This is a genomic window from Carnobacterium viridans, assembly GCF_900102725.1.
GTDB classification, from domain to species: Bacteria; Bacillota; Bacilli; order Lactobacillales; family Carnobacteriaceae; genus Carnobacterium_B; species Carnobacterium_B viridans.
The window spans coordinates 23481-43039 of the sequence record NZ_FNJW01000008.1 but is presented as its reverse complement, the minus strand read 5'-3'; the positions used below and the strand labels follow the sequence as shown (position 1 = coordinate 43039).

General features: G+C 35.2%; 15 protein-coding genes and 1 other RNA gene. 4 read left to right on the top strand and 12 right to left on the bottom strand.

Annotation, left to right across the window (positions count from 1 at the left end):
• Positions 1-24 precede the first annotated feature (24 nt).
• From ruvX to BLT48_RS01690, 4 genes are all read right to left on the bottom strand, one after another.
• Complete coding sequence (ruvX, locus tag BLT48_RS01705; RefSeq protein ID WP_035022337.1) at positions 25-447, bottom strand: Holliday junction resolvase RuvX; 423 nt, start codon at positions 445-447, stop codon at positions 25-27.
• Positions 447-713 carry an IreB family regulatory phosphoprotein gene (locus BLT48_RS01700; RefSeq protein ID WP_035022335.1) on the bottom strand — a complete coding sequence of 89 codons (267 nt, stop codon included), beginning with the start codon at positions 711-713 and terminating at the stop codon, positions 447-449. Before BLT48_RS01700 ends, ruvX begins: the two co-directional genes overlap by 1 nt.
• A gap of 235 nt (positions 714-948) precedes the next feature.
• Positions 949-3597: an alanine--tRNA ligase gene (gene alaS, locus BLT48_RS01695; protein ID WP_089974703.1), complete on the bottom strand. Its 2649-nt coding sequence runs from the start codon at positions 3595-3597 to the stop codon at positions 949-951.
• 343 nt (positions 3598-3940) lie between these two features.
• Positions 3941-4816: a YitT family protein gene (locus BLT48_RS01690; RefSeq protein WP_089974700.1), complete on the bottom strand. Its 876-nt coding sequence runs from the start codon at positions 4814-4816 to the stop codon at positions 3941-3943.
• Positions 4817-4987: 171 nt separating this feature from the next.
• Here BLT48_RS01690 and BLT48_RS01685 point away from each other — a divergent pair, with 171 nt between their 5' ends.
• Positions 4988-5938, top strand: a complete 951-nt coding sequence (locus BLT48_RS01685) for a diacylglycerol/lipid kinase family protein (protein ID WP_089974697.1) — start codon at positions 4988-4990, stop codon at positions 5936-5938.
• Between the two features lie 60 nt (positions 5939-5998).
• Here BLT48_RS01685 and recD2 read toward each other — a convergent pair whose 3' ends face one another.
• From recD2 to BLT48_RS01645, 8 genes are all read right to left on the bottom strand, one after another.
• On the bottom strand, positions 5999-8482 hold the full coding sequence (gene recD2 / locus BLT48_RS01680; protein ID WP_089978608.1) for an SF1B family DNA helicase RecD2: 2484 nt from the start codon (positions 8480-8482) through the stop codon (positions 5999-6001).
• A 47-nt stretch (positions 8483-8529) separates the two neighbouring features.
• Positions 8530-9210, bottom strand: coding sequence for a tetratricopeptide repeat protein (locus BLT48_RS01675; protein ID WP_089974695.1), 681 nt, complete (start codon positions 9208-9210; stop codon positions 8530-8532).
• 211 nt (positions 9211-9421) lie between these two features.
• Positions 9422-10546, bottom strand: a complete 1125-nt coding sequence (gene mnmA / locus BLT48_RS01670) for a tRNA 2-thiouridine(34) synthase MnmA (protein ID WP_035022327.1) — start codon at positions 10544-10546, stop codon at positions 9422-9424.
• A 174-nt stretch (positions 10547-10720) separates the two neighbouring features.
• Positions 10721-11062: a cysteine desulfurase gene (locus tag BLT48_RS01665; RefSeq protein ID WP_035022326.1), complete on the bottom strand. Its 342-nt coding sequence runs from the start codon at positions 11060-11062 to the stop codon at positions 10721-10723.
• 419 nt (positions 11063-11481) lie between these two features.
• Positions 11482-12630 (bottom strand): cysteine desulfurase family protein, encoded by a 1149-nt coding sequence (locus tag BLT48_RS01660; protein ID WP_089974692.1) that lies wholly within the window; start codon positions 12628-12630, stop codon positions 11482-11484.
• Positions 12631-12725: 95 nt separating this feature from the next.
• Entirely contained in the window at positions 12726-15017 is a 2292-nt protein-coding gene (gene gshAB / locus BLT48_RS01655; protein WP_089974689.1) for a bifunctional glutamate--cysteine ligase GshA/glutathione synthetase GshB, read from the bottom strand.
• Positions 15014-15544, bottom strand: a complete 531-nt coding sequence (locus tag BLT48_RS01650; RefSeq protein ID WP_089974686.1) for a pyrophosphohydrolase domain-containing protein — start codon at positions 15542-15544, stop codon at positions 15014-15016. Before BLT48_RS01650 ends, gshAB begins: the two co-directional genes overlap by 4 nt.
• Before the next feature lie 50 nt (positions 15545-15594).
• On the bottom strand, positions 15595-16734 hold the full coding sequence (locus BLT48_RS01645) for a hypothetical protein (RefSeq protein WP_035022316.1): 1140 nt from the start codon (positions 16732-16734) through the stop codon (positions 15595-15597).
• Between the two features lie 233 nt (positions 16735-16967).
• Here BLT48_RS01645 and BLT48_RS01640 point away from each other — a divergent pair, with 233 nt between their 5' ends.
• From BLT48_RS01640 to BLT48_RS01625, 3 genes are all read left to right on the top strand, one after another.
• On the top strand, positions 16968-18254 hold the full coding sequence (locus BLT48_RS01640) for a replication-associated recombination protein A (RefSeq protein ID WP_089974683.1): 1287 nt from the start codon (positions 16968-16970) through the stop codon (positions 18252-18254).
• Positions 18255-18344: 90 nt separating this feature from the next.
• Positions 18345-18532, top strand: a non-coding RNA gene (gene ssrS, locus BLT48_RS01635) — 6S RNA.
• Positions 18533-19077: 545 nt separating this feature from the next.
• Positions 19078-19536 (top strand): universal stress protein, encoded by a 459-nt coding sequence (locus tag BLT48_RS01625; protein WP_035022306.1) that lies wholly within the window; start codon positions 19078-19080, stop codon positions 19534-19536.
• The last annotated feature ends 23 nt before the right edge of the window (positions 19537-19559 follow it).

Sequence of the window (19559 nt, the reverse complement as noted above, 5' to 3'; positions counted from 1 at the left end):
TTTAGCGCACTATTGACTGAATTGCTAGTTTTGATTTTGATTCAAATAATTCTGTAGAATCATTACTGCCGCTAGTTTATCAATAACTTTTTTTCTTTTTGCTCTAGAAGTATTTCCTTCTTCAATCAACATTCTTTCAGCCTGAACAGTCGTTAAACGTTCATCCTGTAAAATTACTGGTAAATTAAATGTTTCTTTAATTAATTCAGCATATCGAAGAGAAGCTTCTGCTCGAGGACCGATAGAATTATTCATATTCTTTGGCAAACCGATCACTACTTTTGTGACTTCATGAATCTTAATCAATTCGCCAATACGTTCTATGCCGTATTCTTCTTGCATCTCATTAATTTTAACGATCTCGATTCCTTGTGCGGTCCAACCGAATGGATCACTAACGGCTACACCAACGGTTTTGGAACCGACATCTAATCCCATTGTTCTCATTAAGCTTTAGGTCCACTCTCTTTCAAATAGGCTTTAACGATCTCTTCAACAATTTCATCACGTTCATGGCGTCTAATTAGATTTCGAGCATCATTGTGACGTGGAATATAGGCTGGGTCTCCTGAAAGCAAGTAGCCAACTATTTGGTTGATCGGATTGTATCCCTTTTCTTCTAATGCATCATGTACTAATTCTAAAGTTTCTTTGACACTTTTTTCGCTGTTGTCACCAACGTTAAAACGTACTGTTTCATCTGTTGAACTCATGGTCTACACCTCAATTTCTGTAACATCTATTCTTATTTTACAAGAAAGCACTTCAAACTACAATGATTATCAGAAAATGAACATCATAAAATTTATTTTTCTATTTTATAACTAAAGAGGAGTGGAAACTAAAGCTTCCACTCCTCTTTATCTTTGCTTATTGGTTTCAATCTATATTCAAAAAACACTCTAGTTAACTGTTTTCATATTCTTAGCATACGTGACTTAACTAAAATTAGTCTTTATCTTTAACCCAGTCTGTTACTTTAGCTAAAGCATCTGATAAACCTGCTGGGTTCTTGCCGCCAGCTTGAGCCATATCCGGACGTCCGCCACCGCCACCGCCAACAAGTGGAGCGATGGTTTTGATTAGATCTCCTGCTTTGAATCCTTTTTTGATTGTTTCTGCATCAACAGCTGTTAGCAAATTAACTTTTCCATTAGTCGAAAAACCTAATGCTAAGACATTAGATACACTATTTTGTTTCCATTGATCGGCTAATTGACGAAGTTGATTCATATCTTTTACATCAACTTCTGCAGCTACGATCGTTACGCCGTTCACTTCTTGGATATTTTTAAAAATATCGCCTGCTTGGTCATTAGCTAATTTTGCTTGTAACGATTCATTTTCTTTTTGTGCTTCTTTTAATTCTGTTTGTAATTGTTGTACTTTGGTTTTCACATCTTGTGTTTGTTGAGCTTTTACTAAAGTAGCAACTTCAATGAGACGTTTTTGTTCTGTTTGCAATAATGTATACGCTGCTTCGCTTGTTACAGCTTCAATTCTGCGAACACCAGCACCTATTCCTGATTCAGAAACGATTTTAAAGATACCAATTTCACTTGTATTGCTGACGTGAACACCACCACATAGCTCAATAGAATAGTTACCCACATTAACGACACGGACCAAATCGCCATACTTTTCGCCGAATAAGGCCATTGCTCCCATTTCTTTAGCATTAGCAATATCCGTTTCAACTGTAACTACAGAAATAGATTCCCATATTTTTTCATTTACAATTTGCTCCATTTGATCTAATTCATTTCGTGTAACTTGACCAAAATGAGTAAAATCAAAACGTAAATGATTTGGTGTAACTAATGAACCAGCTTGGTTAGCGTGTTCACCCAAAATATCTTTTAAGGCTTGATGCAGTAAATGAGTAGCCGTGTGGTTTCGAGTGATTTTATTTCTTAATGCTTTATCAACTTCTAATGCATAAGTTTCTCCAACGGTCAGAACTTCAAGCACTTCAACTATATGCAGTGGTTGTCCTGCTGGAGCTTTTTTAACCTCTACCACTTTAGCGATAAGTTTACCAGTCGTATCTTTGACAACACCCTTATCGGCAACTTGTCCACCCATTTCAGCATAAAATGGTGTTTGATCAAAAATCAAACGAACACGTTCTCCAGGTTGCGCTGAAGTCACAAGCTCTTCATCAGTTGCAATCACTTCTAAAGTACCCATTTCAGTTGTTTTATCGTACCCTACAAAAATACTGTCTTCTTTTAAATCAGAGAATAATTTTGTTTGGACGCCCATCGATTTCTCGCCACTTCGAGCAGCACGCGCACGATCTCTTTGAGCAGTCATTTCTTTTTCGAATCCTTCATGATCTACGTTAAAGCCTTCATCTTGAGCGTATTCTTCGGTCAATTCAACCGGAAATCCATACGTATCATACAATTTAAAAATATCAGATCCTGCGATGCTTGTTTCACCTTTTTCTTTTAATTCAGTGATTCGTTCATTTAAAATCGTTAAGCCATCATTGATGGTTTCGTGGAAACGCTCTTCTTCATTTTTGATCACTTTGATGATGAAATCTTCTTGTTCTAATATTTCAGGGTAAAAACTATCCATAATACTTCCGACAATAGGAACTAATTTATACATAAAGGCTTCATCAATACCTAATTTTTTCCCATGCATAACTGCTCGGCGCAATAAGCGACGTAATACATATCCGCGTCCTTCATTAGAAGGCAGCGCACCATCTCCGATAGCAAAGCTTACTGCACGAACGTGATCTGCAATGACTTTAAATGAAATATCATCTGTTGGATTTTTACCGTATTTTTTTGTTTCGCTCAAAGTTTCTACTTTTTTAATAATTGGCATAAATAGATCTGTTTCAAAATTTGTTGGCGCATCTTGTAAAATGGAAACGACCCGCTCTAACCCCATACCTGTATCAATGTTTTTATTTGGTAGCGGCTCATAGGTGCCATCTGGTTTATGATTGAATTCTGAGAATACTAAATTCCAAATTTCCAACCAACGTTCATTTTCGCCTCCTGGGTAGTTCTCAGGATCATTTTCAGCTAAATCATTGAAGGCTTCTCCTCGATCATAAAAGATTTCAGAGTCTGGACCGCTTGGACCAGCTCCAATATCCCAAAAATTATCAGCCACATCTACTATATGATCATCCGTTAATCCAATTTTTTCTTTCCAAATCTTTTTAGCTTCTGTATCTTCAGGGTACACCGTTACATACAGTTTTTCAGGATCTAATCCCAACCATTTATCTTCTGTTAAAAACTCCCATGCCCATTCAATAGCTTCTTCTTTAAAGTATTCCCCTATTGAAAAATTTCCGAGCATTTCAAATAATGTATGGTGACGAGCTGTTTTCCCAACATTTTCGATATCATTTGTACGAATACTTTTTTGTGCATTTGTAATTCTTGGATTTTCAGGTATCACTGAACCATCAAAATATTTCTTTAATGTTGCTACACCGGAATTGATCCACAATAACGTTGGGTCTTCAAAAGGAACGAGTGATGCACTAGGTTCCACTTTGTGTCCTTTTGATTCAAAAAAGTCTAAAAATAATTGACGAACTTCATTGCTTGATAATTTTTTCATCGTTTTCTTCCTTTCAAATTTAACTCGTGTATTTATAAAAGAGCACAAAAAAAGTCCAACAACAACATTGCCAGACAAGGACGAATGAATCGCGGTACCACCTTGTTTGCAATGAAGTCATTTGACTGTTCATTACCTCTTAAGTCTCGATAACGCGAGAAACGATAGTATTTCTACTATTTTAATAAGGGAGCATTGATTTAATATTGTTAGTTTTCTTTCAGCCATGGAAAACTTTTCTTTAAACAAGTGATTAAATAAATTTATCCTTAGTACGCTTTAAAGTATAGGAGAAGATGCGCAACTTGTCAATAAATAAAAGTATCTTTTTCACTAAATCCCTTTAGATAATAGGCTTTTCCTTAGCTAGAGTAAACCCACGTCCCCAAACTTCACTCGCACTCATTACCACTACAAAGGCATTTTCGTCTACATCTAAAACAGCATCTTTTAAGAACGTAAATTCTTGTTCAGCCACAACACACATTAGCATTTGTTTATCTGAATTGCCATATCCGCCTTTAATACCCCAGTTCGTCACTCCACGATTAACCGTATTAAAGATTGCTTGTTTTACTTCTGATGGGTATTCAGAAATGATCATGACAGTCTTAGAATGATTAAATCCAACTTGTACAACGTCGATAGTACGACTAATAACAAATAGCGAGATAATGGAATACATGACAACTTCACCATCAAAAACAAGTAGTGCACATACAATCACTAATCCATCAATTAACGCAACACTCATACCTAAAGGCAATTTTATGTACTCATGAATCACTTGTGCGATAATACTTGTCCCACCGGTTGATGCTTTTGCTCTAAATACAATACCTAAACCAATACCAGTTAAAATACCTCCAAATAAAGCTGCTAATAAAGGTGTATCCGTCCATGGTTTGATAAAGTCTAGCATTCCAATGAATGCAGGTAATATTAAACTCCCTAAAATAGTTTTATATCCTGCTTCTTTTCCTAAAAATATAAAACAAATCAACAATAAGGGTATATTGAAAGCTAACTGTACGATTGAAGGATCCCAGCTAAATACGCTTTTCGTAATTGTACTGACCCCACTGATACCGCCCGAAATAATTAAGTTCGGCAATAAAAATGCATTAAATGATAAGGCTGCAATAAACGAACCCACCACAATGTAAAGAATGTCAATTACTCCTAGTGTATATTTGTTTGATAATAGTTTTTTCTTCATATTTGTCCATCCTTCCTAAACGTGAAACAAAATCCTTGTTTATTCTAACACTTTCAATTAGTTTGTAACTGTTTTTTTTTGATTTTCTCATAAATTTACTTCGAATTTAATTTTTATTTGTTTTATAATGTAAAGTGGCGCAATTATAAAAGCAAGTCAAAAGGAGTACTCATGTCAACAATTAAACATTATCATCTTATTATTAACGAGCTTTCAGGTTCTGGTAAAGGAAAAAAAATCAGTCACCAAATTGGTAACTTGCTGATGGCTCAGCAGATAAGTTTTACTGTACATAAATCTGCTTATCACGGACATACTGTGGAATTAACTAAAGCAGTAGCGCAAGAAATTGATAAAGAGCATGAGCTGTCTCAATTAATTATCGTTATTGGTGGGGATGGCACCTTACATGAAGTTCTTATAGGTTTAGGTGAACAATATGCCCACATCCCAGTAGGGTATATCCCTGCTGGCTCTGGTAATGACTTTGCGCGAGGAACAGGTATTTCAAAAGACCCAAAAAAAGCTCTAAAACAAATCCTTACTGCTCAACAAGCAACAATATTAGATATCATTGAATATTACGACCACAATCAACAACATAAGGGATTTGCTGTAAATAATGTGGGTATCGGTTTTGACGCGGCAGTCGTAAAAAGGGCAAACCATTCTCCATCTAAAGTCTTTTTAAACAAGTTAGGGATGAGCTCTTTTGTTTATTTTGCCAGTCTAGTTCAAGTCTTTTTTAAACAAAAAGCTTTTCCTTTGACGATTACAACAAATGGCGAAAAATCTCAGTTTGACGATGCTTTTTTAGTTATTATTAATAGCCATCCTTATTTCGGTGGTGGCATCCCTGTTTCACCAAAAGCTTCTCAAATAGATGGAAAATTAGATTTGATTATTTTGCCTAAACACTCGTTTGCTAACTTATTGTATCTTTTTATTCTAATGATCCTTGGAGGAAAACATTTAAATCATAAAAATGTGTATTATTATCAAGTATCCACTATTTCTCTCAAAACAACTTCAAAAATGGATGCAAATGCCGATGGGGAAATATTGGTGGATCAGCCAATTGATTTTCAATTCAAAACTGGCTCGCGTTATTTTTGGATTTGAACATCACGTCTTCCAAGTGTATAAAAAAAGTTTCAGAAGAAAAATCTTCTGAAACTTTTTTTATACACTTGGTACTATTCCATCCATGCCAATCATCGGATCAATCATATTGGATTGAATCATTTCGATTGTCAGGCGATAATTCTTCGGTTCTTCTTTATTTATCTTTTCAATTTTTTTTTCGGTTACTGATGGTGAAGGAGAAATAAAATCTGTTAGTTTTGTTTCTTTTAGCTTATCTATATTAGCAGGCATTTTCACAACAAGATCAACATGTTGATCTTCTCCTAATAAACGTTCAGTCAATGTTGTGAGTCTGGTTGCGGAAGATTTTGCTACACATTCCTCAAAAGCGTTAGGTTCGCCACACAAAATAAGCAATTCACTACTTCTTGTAATGCCTGTATACAGTAAATCACGTCTCAACATACGGTGGTAGTTTTGCACCATTGGTAAGATAACCATTTTAAATTCTGAGCCTTGAGACTTATGAATTGAACAACAATAGGCTAGCGTAATTTTCATCCATTCATTTCGTTTGTAGACAACTTCATTAGCATCAAATTGAATGACGATTTCATCTACTTTATCTTCGGTTTCTTTAGCTAAATTGATTCCGACAATCTCTCCCATATCTCCATTAAACACATTCATTTCGGGATAGTTGACTAACTGTAATACCTTATCCCCGATACGGTAATTCTTATCGTTAAATTTAACTTCTTTTCGTCTACCAGAAGGATTTGGATTGAAGATTTCTTGCATCATTTTATTCAATGCATCTATCCCTGCTGGACCTCTGTACATAGGTGCTAAAACTTGAATATCTTGGGCAGTGAATCCTTTTTCTTTAGCTTTTTCTACTACTTGACGAATGACCGGTTCAATCTGATAGGTAGTACATTGAAAGAAAGACCGGTCTTTTTTATTTTTCGTGAAATCTGCAGGAAGTTGCCCCTCTTTAATGGCATGTGCTAATGAAATAATGGAAGACCCATCGTCTTGTCGGTAAATTTCAGTTAGCTCTCTACTAGGAATCTGTTTTGCACGAATAAGATCATGCAAAACTTGACCAGGGCCCACAGAAGGCAGTTGATCTTTATCTCCTACAAAGATGACTTGCATATTTTGCGGGACTGCTCTTAACAGTTGATTCGCTAGCCATGTATCCACCATAGACATTTCATCGACAATCAACAATCCACCTTCTAGCTCTCTATCAGAAAGCTCTGCACTTGGTTTTTCTTGACCATTTAATCCTAAAAGACGATGAATCGTACTACTTGGCAATCCCGTAGATTCATTCATTCGTTTAGCCGCGCGTCCTGTAGGGGCTGCCAAAAGAATTGGAAAAATCTTATCGTGGTAATCATCTATCTCTAAAGACAAGCCATTCAATTCAGCAAACAAGGTTACGATTCCATTTAATACCGTTGTTTTCCCGGTACCTGGACCCCCAGTCAGAATAAACAATGGTGAGACAACTGCTTCTTCAATTGCTTCGATTTGTGAATTCCCATACTGGATACCCAATCTTTTCTCCATTTTACGAATTTCTTTTTTGACATTATGCGCTGGATACTGAATTTTTTTACTGTTTTCCATTAACCGTTTTACAGAGTTTGCAATTCCCCACTCAGCAGCATATAGCGAGTTAATGTACAACTTGTGCTGATCTTCAATTAATTTGTTTTCTTCGATCAGGTTTAATAATTCTTTTGCTACTATATCTGGTTCAATAATGAATGAACGACTTTCTTCAAGTACTCTTATGGTTTCATTCAATAAGGGTTCTGCTAAAGTATACGTATTGCCTTCACTGATGCACAATTCATTTAATGCAAATGATAAAGCCGCTTGAATACGCCGGGGAGAGTCTGCAGCAAAACCTAAGTTTTCAGCAATAGCATCGGCTTTTTTGAATCCAATATTTTCAATATCTTCTATTAATTGATAAGGATTCTCTTGAATGATTTCTAATGTTTCTGTCTGATAAGTTTGGTAGATTGTGTACGCTAATCGACTTCCAAACCCAAAGTCATTTAATCCGATAATAATTTTTTCCATTCCATTACTGGAACGTATCGTGTTAACGATGACTTCTTTCTTTTTTTCATTTAACCCGGGAACTTTAGCTAAAACAGTTTCATCTGCGTTAATTTGATCAATGGCATCTTCACCTAAAAGATCCACAATCGTTTCTGCAGTTTTTTTCCCTATTCCTGGAAACTTATCACTAGAGAGATAAGCGACGACCCCTTCGGCCGAAGTTGGTTTTTCTTGCCGATAACGCTCTGCATTAAATTGCATCCCAAATTTAGGATGCTCAGTTAATTGGCCAAAAAAACGATACGTTTCATCTTCTTGGATTTGTCCAAAATTTCCCGTGACGACGATTTCTTTTTCTTTGAACGAACTGTTAGTATCAACAACGCGTATTAATAATACTTTGTAAAAATTTGTCGGATTTTGATAGAAAACTGCAGCCACTTGTCCTACAAAATAGGGAGGCTCTCCTGCAAATAAATCTAAATTGTCTTGCATAACCACTTTACTGCCTCCACCCTTTCTATCTTAGCTAATTAACAGAATTAGCCTTTTTGATTTTTCATCATAACTTCTATGGCTTTTAACTGCTCGATACGTTCCTTATATGTTATAGGATCTAACTCTTTTGCTTTATTGAAGTACTCATCAACAGAATCCTGCTCTTCCTTTAATGCCATTCCTACTACTCCACGTTTGAACCAAGCTTCATCATTTTGAGGAGCTTTATCGATACTTATGTCAAAATACTGTTTGGCTTCTTTAAATGATCCTAATTGCATTAACGTATTCCCTATGAATAAAATAACTGTCATATCCAGTTTGTCTTCTTCATAAGCACTTAAAAAGTAAACCAATGCTTTTTTAGCTTGATCTAATGCTAAGAAGTTTTGTCCGATCATAACCATGGCATCTTTTTTCAAAGGTGTTTCACTAAATTGAATCACTTGATTAAAATACTCTAGCGATGTTTGATAATTTTCAATTTCATAATAGAGATTCCCAAATGCATAAACAAAAATAGGATCTTCAGGGTACTTTTCAATTGCTGTTTCTAAAATAACTTTTGCATCTTCATATTTTTTACCTAAAATAAACATGGTCGCTAAATTATAATAACTATCGCTATTTGCAGGATGATCGTTAATTTCTTCCATAAGTAATTGAATGGCCTTATTAAATTCGCCTGTCTCCCATAGCTGAAAAGCTTCATGGTTTCGATCCATATTTATTTCCTCCTTCTTACTTGCAACTTTACTTATTTTACACCAAAATTCTATTGGATTCTACAGATGTCTCTGTTTTCTAGTTATTTCAGGTTAACTTTTATAAGAAATTTTATTTTGAAGCATACACGCCATGTAAATTAGAATTTTAGGTAGGAAAGGATAAAAAAAGCTAGGAGTTCCCCCTAGCTTTTTTTACTGTATGAAGTTTTTAAACGTATTGTAATTCTTTTTTTTCATTATAAGCTGCGTCAATCGTACCGCCGCCTAAACATTCCAGACCATCATAAAAAACAACTGCTTGACCTGGTGTGATGGCACGTACAGGTTCGTCAAATTCAACTGTAGCTGTAGTTCCATCTTCATTCAATTGAACCGTCACACCTGTATCTGCTTGGCGGTAACGGAACTTCGCAGTACATTTGAATGTACGGGATTTTTCTTCATTTGTTGTAAAATGAAGGTCAGAAGCTTCTAAATGTGTAGCCAACAACCATTCATGATTAAACCCTTGTCCTACATATAGTGTATTTGTTTCTAAATCTTTTCCGACAACGAACCATGGATCACTTGATTTTCCGCCGCCACCAATTCCTAATCCTTGGCGTTGTCCAATCGTATAATACATTAATCCATCATGTTGCCCTTTTACTTCGCCGTCTACTGTCATCATATTTCCAGGTTGAGCTGGTAAATAAGTCATTAAGAATTTTTTGAAGTCGCGTTCTCCAATGAAACAAACACCTGTAGAATCTTTCTTCTTAGCTGTTGCTAACCCAGCCTCTTCAGCAATTTTACGCACTTCAGATTTTTGCATTCCACCCAATGGGAATAACGTTTTAGCAAGTTGTTCTTGAGATAATTGATTCAAAAAGTAAGTTTGGTCTTTATTATTATCTAGTCCTCTTAGCATATGTGTAACGCCATTTTCATCACGTTCCACTTGAGCATAATGTCCAGTAGCTACATAATCTGCTCCTAGTTCAATAGCGTAGTCTAAAAAGGCTTTGAATTTGATTTCTTTATTGCACATAACATCTGGGTTAGGTGTGCGTCCTTTTTTATATTCTTCTAAAAAGTAGGTAAATACTTTATCCCAATATTGTTTTTCAAAATTAATCGAATAGTATGGAATTCCAATTTGGTTTGCTACTAACGCAACATCATTGTAATCCTCTGTCGCTGTGCAGACACCAAACTCATCTGTATCATCCCAGTTTTTCATAAAAATACCCACCACATCATAGCCTTGTTGTTTTAGAACTAAAGCTGTAACGGATGAGTCAACGCCTCCACTCATGCCAACTACGACGCGAGTCTTGCTATTGTCTTTCATTACATCACCATCATTTCAAATAGATTCTGAAAAATCTTTTTACGATTTGAAGGTCGCATTTTTTCAGTCTCTATCATTATACTAACTTTTAGTCAGAAATCAAGTTGCTTAATCTAAAAATAGGGAGATGCTCACCATAGTGAATATCTCCCTATAAATCTTGTAATTAAAATTTTATACTTTTTCTAACACTCCGCGTTCAACAAGGTCTGATAAAGTGAACGCTACTTTTTCACGAATTTCTTTATACGCATCGCCATTGTAGATGTTTACTGGACGCAATCCATTGCCAGTAGTTATTGAAATTTTTAATTGTTTTACCTCATCTGAGATCACAATTTTCAATTTTACTCCTTGTTTATTCAATAAATTAGTATCCATCGTACGTATCAATTGAAAATTCCCTTTTTTAGTTTCTTCAAATCCATTGTCTCTTAATGTATATTTTTTTGCGTTAGGATTTACTTTAAACGTTTCTTTGGATCCTAATAAAGTTGCTTCTTTTTCAAATGCCATGCTATTCCCTCACTTTTTCTCTTCACTTAGTCGTAACCCTTTTCATTTCTACTATACCATAGCTTTTATCTTTTTTTCTATAAAAATCAGTAGAAATACTAAAGAGCCTGAAAACATTCCAGGCTCTTCAGTATTTCTACCTTTGTCATTAAAGTTATTTTTTTGGTCTATACTTTTTAGTGTTGATAACTTAGTTAAATTAATAGCTCGAAATTTCTGGAGGAATAGGGTTTGCTTGTAGCCATGTAAAAGATTCAATGGGAATTATAAAGCGTTAGTGCTTCAGCGATTACGCTTTGTTTGAGGCTTGAAAGCTCTGAAGACTATAGGCTTCAGACGTTCCTATGGCTCTCCACAAGCAAACCCGTCTATTCCGGAAGAAATTTTATTTACTTTTATCAACACCATTTGATGAAAAGTTATTTTTTCAATCTTAAACTAATGGTCGCCAGTTGTTCAGCTAAATAACTGATTTGTTCTGATGTCGTCCCTAATCCAAAACTGATTCGAATCGTTTCAGCCACAATTGGATTCTTCTCTCCATACATTGCTATTAAGACATGACTCGGATCAATATTGCCAGCAGTACAAGCTGAGCCAGATGATACTGCTATGCCACGTAAATCTAAACTCATTAACAATTGTTCAGCTGATACATTCTTGAACCAGACACTTACGATATGATCTAATTGTTTAGCCGTATTTCCATTGACTTCAAATTCAATCTCTTTTTGAGTCAATTCTTCAATAAGTTGTTTACGCAATTCTCGATGTCTTTCTTTACGGTTCTCTCTTTGAGGTTGAATGATTTCAACTGCTTTTTGCAATCCTGCAATAGCAGGAATATTCTCTGTGCCAGCACGTCGTTTTTTTTCTTGTTCGCCGCCCAGCATAAAGCTTGGTAAAAAAATGGTTTCTTTCACATAAAGAAATCCAATACCTTTAGGACCGTTAATTTTATGACCTGAAATAGATAATAAATCGATATGGTCTCTTTTAACATCAATTTCCTCTGTTCCATAAGCTTGTACAGCATCGGTATGAAAATAGGCTGTAGATTCACTTGCTTCAATTAGGGTACCAATTTCTGCTATATCCATTACGGTACCAACTTCGTTATTTGCATACATGATTGATACCAGAATGGTATCTGGTCTCAAAGCTTCTTCAACCATTATAGGATCAACTTGACCTTTTTCATTTACTGGTAGATAAGTCACTTCAAATCCTAGTTTCTCTAAATACTCCATCGGTTTCAAAACAGCATGGTGCTCCACAACTGATGTAATAATGTGTTTTCCATCTTGTTGTCTCTTTAATGCCGTTTCAATAATTGCGGTATTGTCAGATTCTGTCCCACCACTAGTAATAATGATCTCACTCGGTTTGGCACCAATACTTTCAGCAAAAACTATTCGAGCATTGTCTACAATACGACGACTGTCTCTTCCGAAATTATGGATACTTGATGCATTGCCATAATGATTTTTCATTGCTTCATAAACAACTTCAATAACTTCTGGGTGTACAGGACTAGTTGCGGCATGATCAAAATACATTTTTTCCATCTAAGAAAATCCTCCCTAATTTATCCAAACTTACAATTCTTAAAGTTTATCACTTTTCTCTATCTACAACAACCACTTATTTTGAGTAAGCATATTTATTCGTTATCTGCTTCCTTTTCCCATAATTCTGGAAATAACATTTTTAGGATACCCATGGTTAATCGGCGACCTTTGCCTTTGTAAACAAAAGCATGCATATGCATAGCAGGATTAAAGTTAGCTTCTAATACTGTATAGCCTAAATGGTCTTTAGTACTACGTAAAGTTGTATCCGGAATAATCAAATCAATCCCACTAACTTTCGCACCAATAATCTCAGACATATCAATAGCAGCTTGTTTATAACTGTCATCAATTTCATCTGTAACATCGATAGAGTCTCCTCCAGTACTGATATTTGAATTTTCTCTCAAATAAACAACCGTGTTCAATTCGGGGATACTTTCAATAGTATAACCTTGAGCTTTTAACATTAATTGTTCAAGTTCACCTAACTCGATTCTTTCAAGAGGCGAACGATGTTTTTCTTCCCCGCGTAAAGGATCTTCATTTTTTTCGGCAACCAATTCTTTAATTGATTTTTGACCATCTCCGACAACATTTGCAGGAGTCCGTAACAAAATGGCTGGTACTTTTCCATCTAACACAAAAAAGCGGTATTCAGTTCCAGGAATGTATTCTTCAACTAGAACAGCTGTATCTTCTTTGAATGCTATCTCAAGTGCTCTTTCATAATCTTTTTTTGTAGGTGCATGTTTAAAGACAGAAATACCTAACCCATAGTTAGTTGATTTAGGTTTTACAACAATTTGTTTTTGCTCATAACGCCAGAACGCTGTTTTCCCTTCTGCTAGAGTGACGTACTCTTCGCCCGCTGGAACACGAAATCCAGCTGAATCAAGAATTTTTTTCGTTACAGTCTTATTTTCCATAATCAACGGAGCAATATAAGAATCTTTTGATGTCATATTTCCGTTTTTAACAAATTCACTATGTTGATCAAATGTTAACTTTAAAAATTGGTCTTGCGCATCTAAAATTTCTACTTGAATTCCTTTTTGTAGCGCATCAAACAGCAATAGTTGGGTAGACATCTCTAATGGTTCAAAACCTCTTAAATTGTACGGTTTCATAGTCGCTTCATTCTTGTATTGTTTCGCTAGCTCTAGACTAAAATCAATATAGGACCCTTTTTCTTCTATGCCACGCACCATACGTGCAGCAATAGTTGAGTTGGGATCGATCAAGTGCTTCTTAGCTTCTTGAATACAGTTTAGTGCGGATTTAGTTCCATTTGTTGCTTGAATCATTTCTTCCATTTGCTTCAATAATTGGAAACCTTCCTTTTGAAAACTTGAAATTTGTTCTGGCTGTTCCATTGCCGTTAACCGACTCATTTCTTCTCCAACTGCAATTTCTTCCGTAGTAGCTGTTTCATCCATCCAAATCATGTATAAACAAAAAAGATGAACAAATTCCATTGTGTGTTTTGACATGCCAAATGGATCAAATGGATTCAAATCAAAGCTCCTCAGTTCAAGATAAGAGATACCCTTTGTCAACAATTCTTCCGCTTTATTTGTACCACGAAAACGAACAGCTGAGTAAAATTCTTTTTCTTCAGATAAAAATCCCTTTTCAACCATATCTTGTAAGCTATACACATAATCTTCAATTGAATGAAATGATACCGCAACTTCTGACGGATTGACGTACCCGTACTGACTGCTTCGAATGCTTCGAACATAATCTTGTGGAATTTTTTGATTCGCAAAAAACGATTTATCTACTGTAGGAGAGGCTCCTAGTAAATAAGTTAGAAGCCAACGGTAGCGAAGGAAATTTTTTGTCAATTTTAAATAAAGCATCGACTTGAAAGATTCCTTATTTGAGTAATCCGTTTGACAGTCGAATAAACGTACAACTAGTTGATCGTCTAACTCAAAATTGTAATGTATACCACTAATCATTTGTTTTTTCTTGCCATATTTTTCTGTCAGAATCTCTCTATACGTTACATCATCTTTATTGTCTAACTTTGCGATTGGGATAACCGATTCATCCGGAAGAACCATTGGCATACTTATCGGCCAAATGGCTTCATCAGAAGGAAGGGTTTGAAGGGCAACATCATGTAGTGCGGTTAACCATTCGTAACTTTCCTTTATCGTACTTAAAGGCGGCGTAATCAATTCCAATTGTGATTCGCTATAATCTGTTTGAATATAAGGATGAAAGCTTCTATTGCCAAATTCTACTGGATGAGCTGTTAAAGCAAGCTCACCTGTTGGCGTCACCCTTAGCCCTTCTTTTTCAATCCCAAATGTTGCTTGATAAAAAGCTGCGCCTATTTCTGTTTCTTGAATCATTTGCTTCACTGTTTTCATTTTATTAATCCCTCATCTACTTTAATTATTTGTCGCTCAATTTCTGTTCGGATTTTTGGTTCAGGAGCGAACTCTTTTTCCCAGTTATCAGGTTTCAGAACTTTTCCATCCGCTTTTCTATAACGCGGTTTGCCATCAGAAAAAAGTTTCCCCATATTTGCTTGATGCACGATTGAGAAAATTGGATCTGGATTAATACCCATTAATACAAAAGAACCATAGTTGAAATAATTTGCATCCGTTAGCGCATCTACTTGTCCAATCAAACGATCAGGGACCTCTTTGGACTGCTCTTTTAACTTTAAAATAGATTCTTCAGCTGCTTGCTTCCATTCTGAAACCAAAGATTCAAATTGGTTGACGTCCCCTTCTACAGTTGCATAAAGGAATTCTAATAGTTCTTCTGTTGTAAAATTTGCCCGTGTAACAGCTTCTTCAGGAGTTAAAGCTTGCGGCTCTTTTTTTACTGGCTTATCGAATACTTCATGAAACTCTTTGACTTGCTCAAATGGTGATAATTTAGTCATACTTCGGTTCTCCTTCTGATATAAATAAGGTCTTAAGTTGATCAGATTTTTTATTCGATTGCTTCCTCACTAATTAAATGCTTTCTCAATGCCGCATTCTCTGACTCTAAGATCCTTCTGTTAATTTCAGATTCTTTCAAATCAGCTTGCATAATTTTTAAAAATTCCATATTATCCTGCGATTGTCGTTTGGTCCTCTCAAGCTGGATTTTTTCATCACTCAATTGCTTGATATCTTTTTCGAGATCTTCTATTGTATCAGTTAATGCTTTATTTTTTTCAATTAATGAAGCATTTTGAAAACCAATTCCCTTTATTTTCTTTTCATTTTTACCATCTACTAAATTAATATAAACCACTACAAATGCTAAACAAGCAATAACAAAAGCTAAACAAGTAATAATAAACGTAAACAACGGTGTTGAATACCTAAGTCCAGCTAATAGCACACTCATTACGACTGTACAGCTAAAAATCACTAGTCCAATACGATAAGAATTTATTTTTCTTTTCGCATTCAATGCTTTTAAATAATCCACTTTATTTTGCAATGCAGCTTTTTCTAAGTGTTCTTGTTCTATTTTTTTTCGAGTTTCATAAAAAAGAACTTTTTCTTTTCTATCCATAGATTCTTGTACTTGTTCTTGATACTGTTCAAACCATTCTTTTTCTTTGACTAACTTTTCTAATTCTCTATCTATTTCCTGATGATAAGCTGCCTTTTTCAATGAGATTTCCTCTTCTACTTGTTCAGATTTAAACTGAGCTGAAGCAAGCATCTCTTGGGCATGCAGTTCAGCTTTTCGAGTAATTTTATTTGCTTCCACTTTTTCTTTATCATACTGTTCAGTGGATTGCTCTTTTTTTAATTTAATTTCTTCTTTAGCGGCCGCTATGTCTTGTTGAACTTCTTGATACATCTTTTCAGATTGATGAAAAGTTTCGGCCAAAATTTCCTCTGCTTCATTCTTTGCCTGCTGGAGAAGCTCTTTCTCATTTAAAAGGGCTGTTTTTGTCGTTCGTTTAGATGGTTTAAGTTGATTCGATCGCAATGATTCTTTTTCTTTTATTGCCCTTCCTAAAACAGAGTTAAAAACGACATTTGCTGTTTTTGAAAATAAACTGCGTTGCTGTTTATTTTCCGTTTTTAATAACCTGTTTAAAAAATTGGACTCGTGTTTTTCATCCATTACAAAGTTCCTTTCTTTCTCACTTTCATAATCCTCTGATTAATCGAACCTAATCAAAAAAATGACTTCTTACACATTATCGCAAATAATCATAGAAAAGCCAAACCAAAAATTCAATTTGCTTTATAAAAGTAAGCTGATTTTTAAAAATCAAACAAACGTTCTTTATTGTAGAATCCATTTTGGTAGAATGGTATACTAAGGATAATAATGTTGATAGGAGGATACGCTTTATGAATCAACCTTTAGCTTATCGGATGAGGCCTACTCATATTGATAATATTGTTGGACAGCAACACTTAGTAGGAAAAGGAAAAATCATTCGACGTATGGTAGAAGCTAAAATGCTTTCTTCGATGATTTTATACGGCCCTCCTGGGATTGGAAAAACTAGTATCGCTAGTGCGATTGCTGGGACAACAAAATACGCATTTCGCATTTTGAATGCTGCTAGTGACACAAAAAAAGATCTCCAAATTGTCGTGGAAGAAGCAAAAATGAGCGGTACTGTGATTTTACTTTTAGATGAGATCCATCGTCTGGATAAACCTAAGCAAGATTTTTTGCTGCCCCATTTGGAAAATGGACGTATTATCTTAATTGGGGCAACAACTGAAAATCCATACATTACGATAAATCCTGCCATCCGAAGTAGAACACAAATATTTGAACTTAAGACGCTTTCTAATGAAGATATACAACAAGCTATGTGGAATGCAGTAAAAGACCCAGAAAAAGGCTTTGGTAAAGAAAAAATAGCTATTACAGATCAAGCATTACTCCACTTTTCTAGAGCCACAAGCGGAGATTTGAGGAGTTCTTTGAATGGTTTAGAACTGGCGATTAAATCAACAGCTCCAGATGAACAAGGAACGATCAATATTACTTTAGAGATTGCTGAAGAGTGTGTTCAAAGAAAAGCTTTAACACATGATAAAGATGGTGATGCTCATTATGATGTTATTTCCGCTTTACAAAAATCCATTCGTGGAAGCGATGTAAATGCTGCTTTACATTATCTTGCTAGACTGATTGAAGCTGGCGATTTACCTATTATCTCAAGGCGGTTAATGGTTATCGCTTATGAAGATATCGGATTAGCTAATCCTTCTGCAGCTTCTAGGACTGTTACCGCTATTCAAGCATCTGAAAAATTGGGCTTTCCGGAAGCCCGAATACCTTTAGCTAATGTAGTAGTTGATTTATGTCTCTCTCCAAAATCAAATTCGTCTTACGCAGCGATTGATGCAGCCCTCCAAGATGTACGAGCTGGGAAAAGTGGAGATGTACCTGATCATTTAAAAGATTCTCATTATAGTGGAGCAAAAGAACTTGGCCGCGGTGTAGATTATCTCTATCCGCATAGTTATCCTGGTGCATGGGTAAATCAGCAATACTTACCTGACAAACTAAAAAATGCTTCTTACTATACACCAAATCACACAGGAAAATATGAAGATACTTTGGCAAAGCAGTATGATTCAATCAATTTAAAAAAAGGAAACAAGAGTATTCATTAACCGCTTTCTTTGTTGTTAAAACAATCTTTCAACAGAACGTTTACAGGCAAATAATTGACAACATCATATGCTTATGCTACTATAAGGATAAGATTTCTGAGATGCTCGTCTTGCTCAACATGTGTTGACCGAACAATTAATATTACCTTGGGATCCAACCTGATTCAATCGGATAACAAGCCTTTTCACTTGGTAGTTAGAAGATTGACGGCGGAGCCCACCTGCTTCTTGCGGGTTCAATACTAACTGAGCATATCAACGGCATCATCGGATTTCTCATTTAAAGTTTAAAACTTTTAAAGTCATTCTTAATTGAATGGCTTTTTTCTTTGTTATTAAAGCAAATTTACCCTTAACTTATTAGGAATATATGTTATTCTTATTTTGTAATTACCTATTGAAAGAAGGTCTTATCATGCTATTATCGATATTATTTTTTATTTTTTCAGCGTTGCTTCTTTATGCAGCATTCTTTTTTTACACTGGAAAAGCTTCTATTCTATTAACTCATACGAATAAAACTAGTCCCTCAGAAACAGCACCTTTTTTTAAATTCTATGGTGTTCTTTTTTTTATTGGTGGACTTAGCTCTCTTCTACTTGTATTTTTTCATCCTATTTGGCTGGCTTTTACTGTTTTATTCTTTGTTATGATTAGCATGCTTTTATTTATTATGAGTTTAAATAAACGAATATGAATTTTATTAATCATTTTTAAACAACATCTTCTTTCTTATTTCTATGAAAATGGATACATTTAAGGTACAATATGCCTAAGAAGGAATAGTTCCTATCGTTTATCATAAGAAATGGAGTGAATGTGTATGTTACAACAATATAATCGAATCTTAGTGGCTGTGGACGGCTCAGCAGAAGCTGAAATTGCTTTTAAAAAAGCTGTACAAGTTGCTGTACGAAATTCTGCTACGTTAGTTCTTGCACATGTTATTGATACCCGAGCATTTCAAAGTATTTCTACTTTTGATGGCGCTATGGCTGATAAAGCAAGTGAGCAAGCTAAAAATACCTTAGAAGAATATGTACGTTATGCCAAAAATCACCGTGTCCAAGACATCACTTATTCTATTGAATACGGCTCTCCAAAAGTTTTGATTGCAAAACAAATTCCTGAAGATCAGAAAATTGACCTTATTCTATTAGGCGCAACTGGATTAAACGCTGTAGAGCGTATCTTTATAGGTTCCGTTTCAGAATATGTTATTCGACATGCGAATTGTGACGTGCTGATTGTTCGTACCGATTTAGAAAATAAAAGAGATTAATTGAAAACCAAACAAAAAAAACA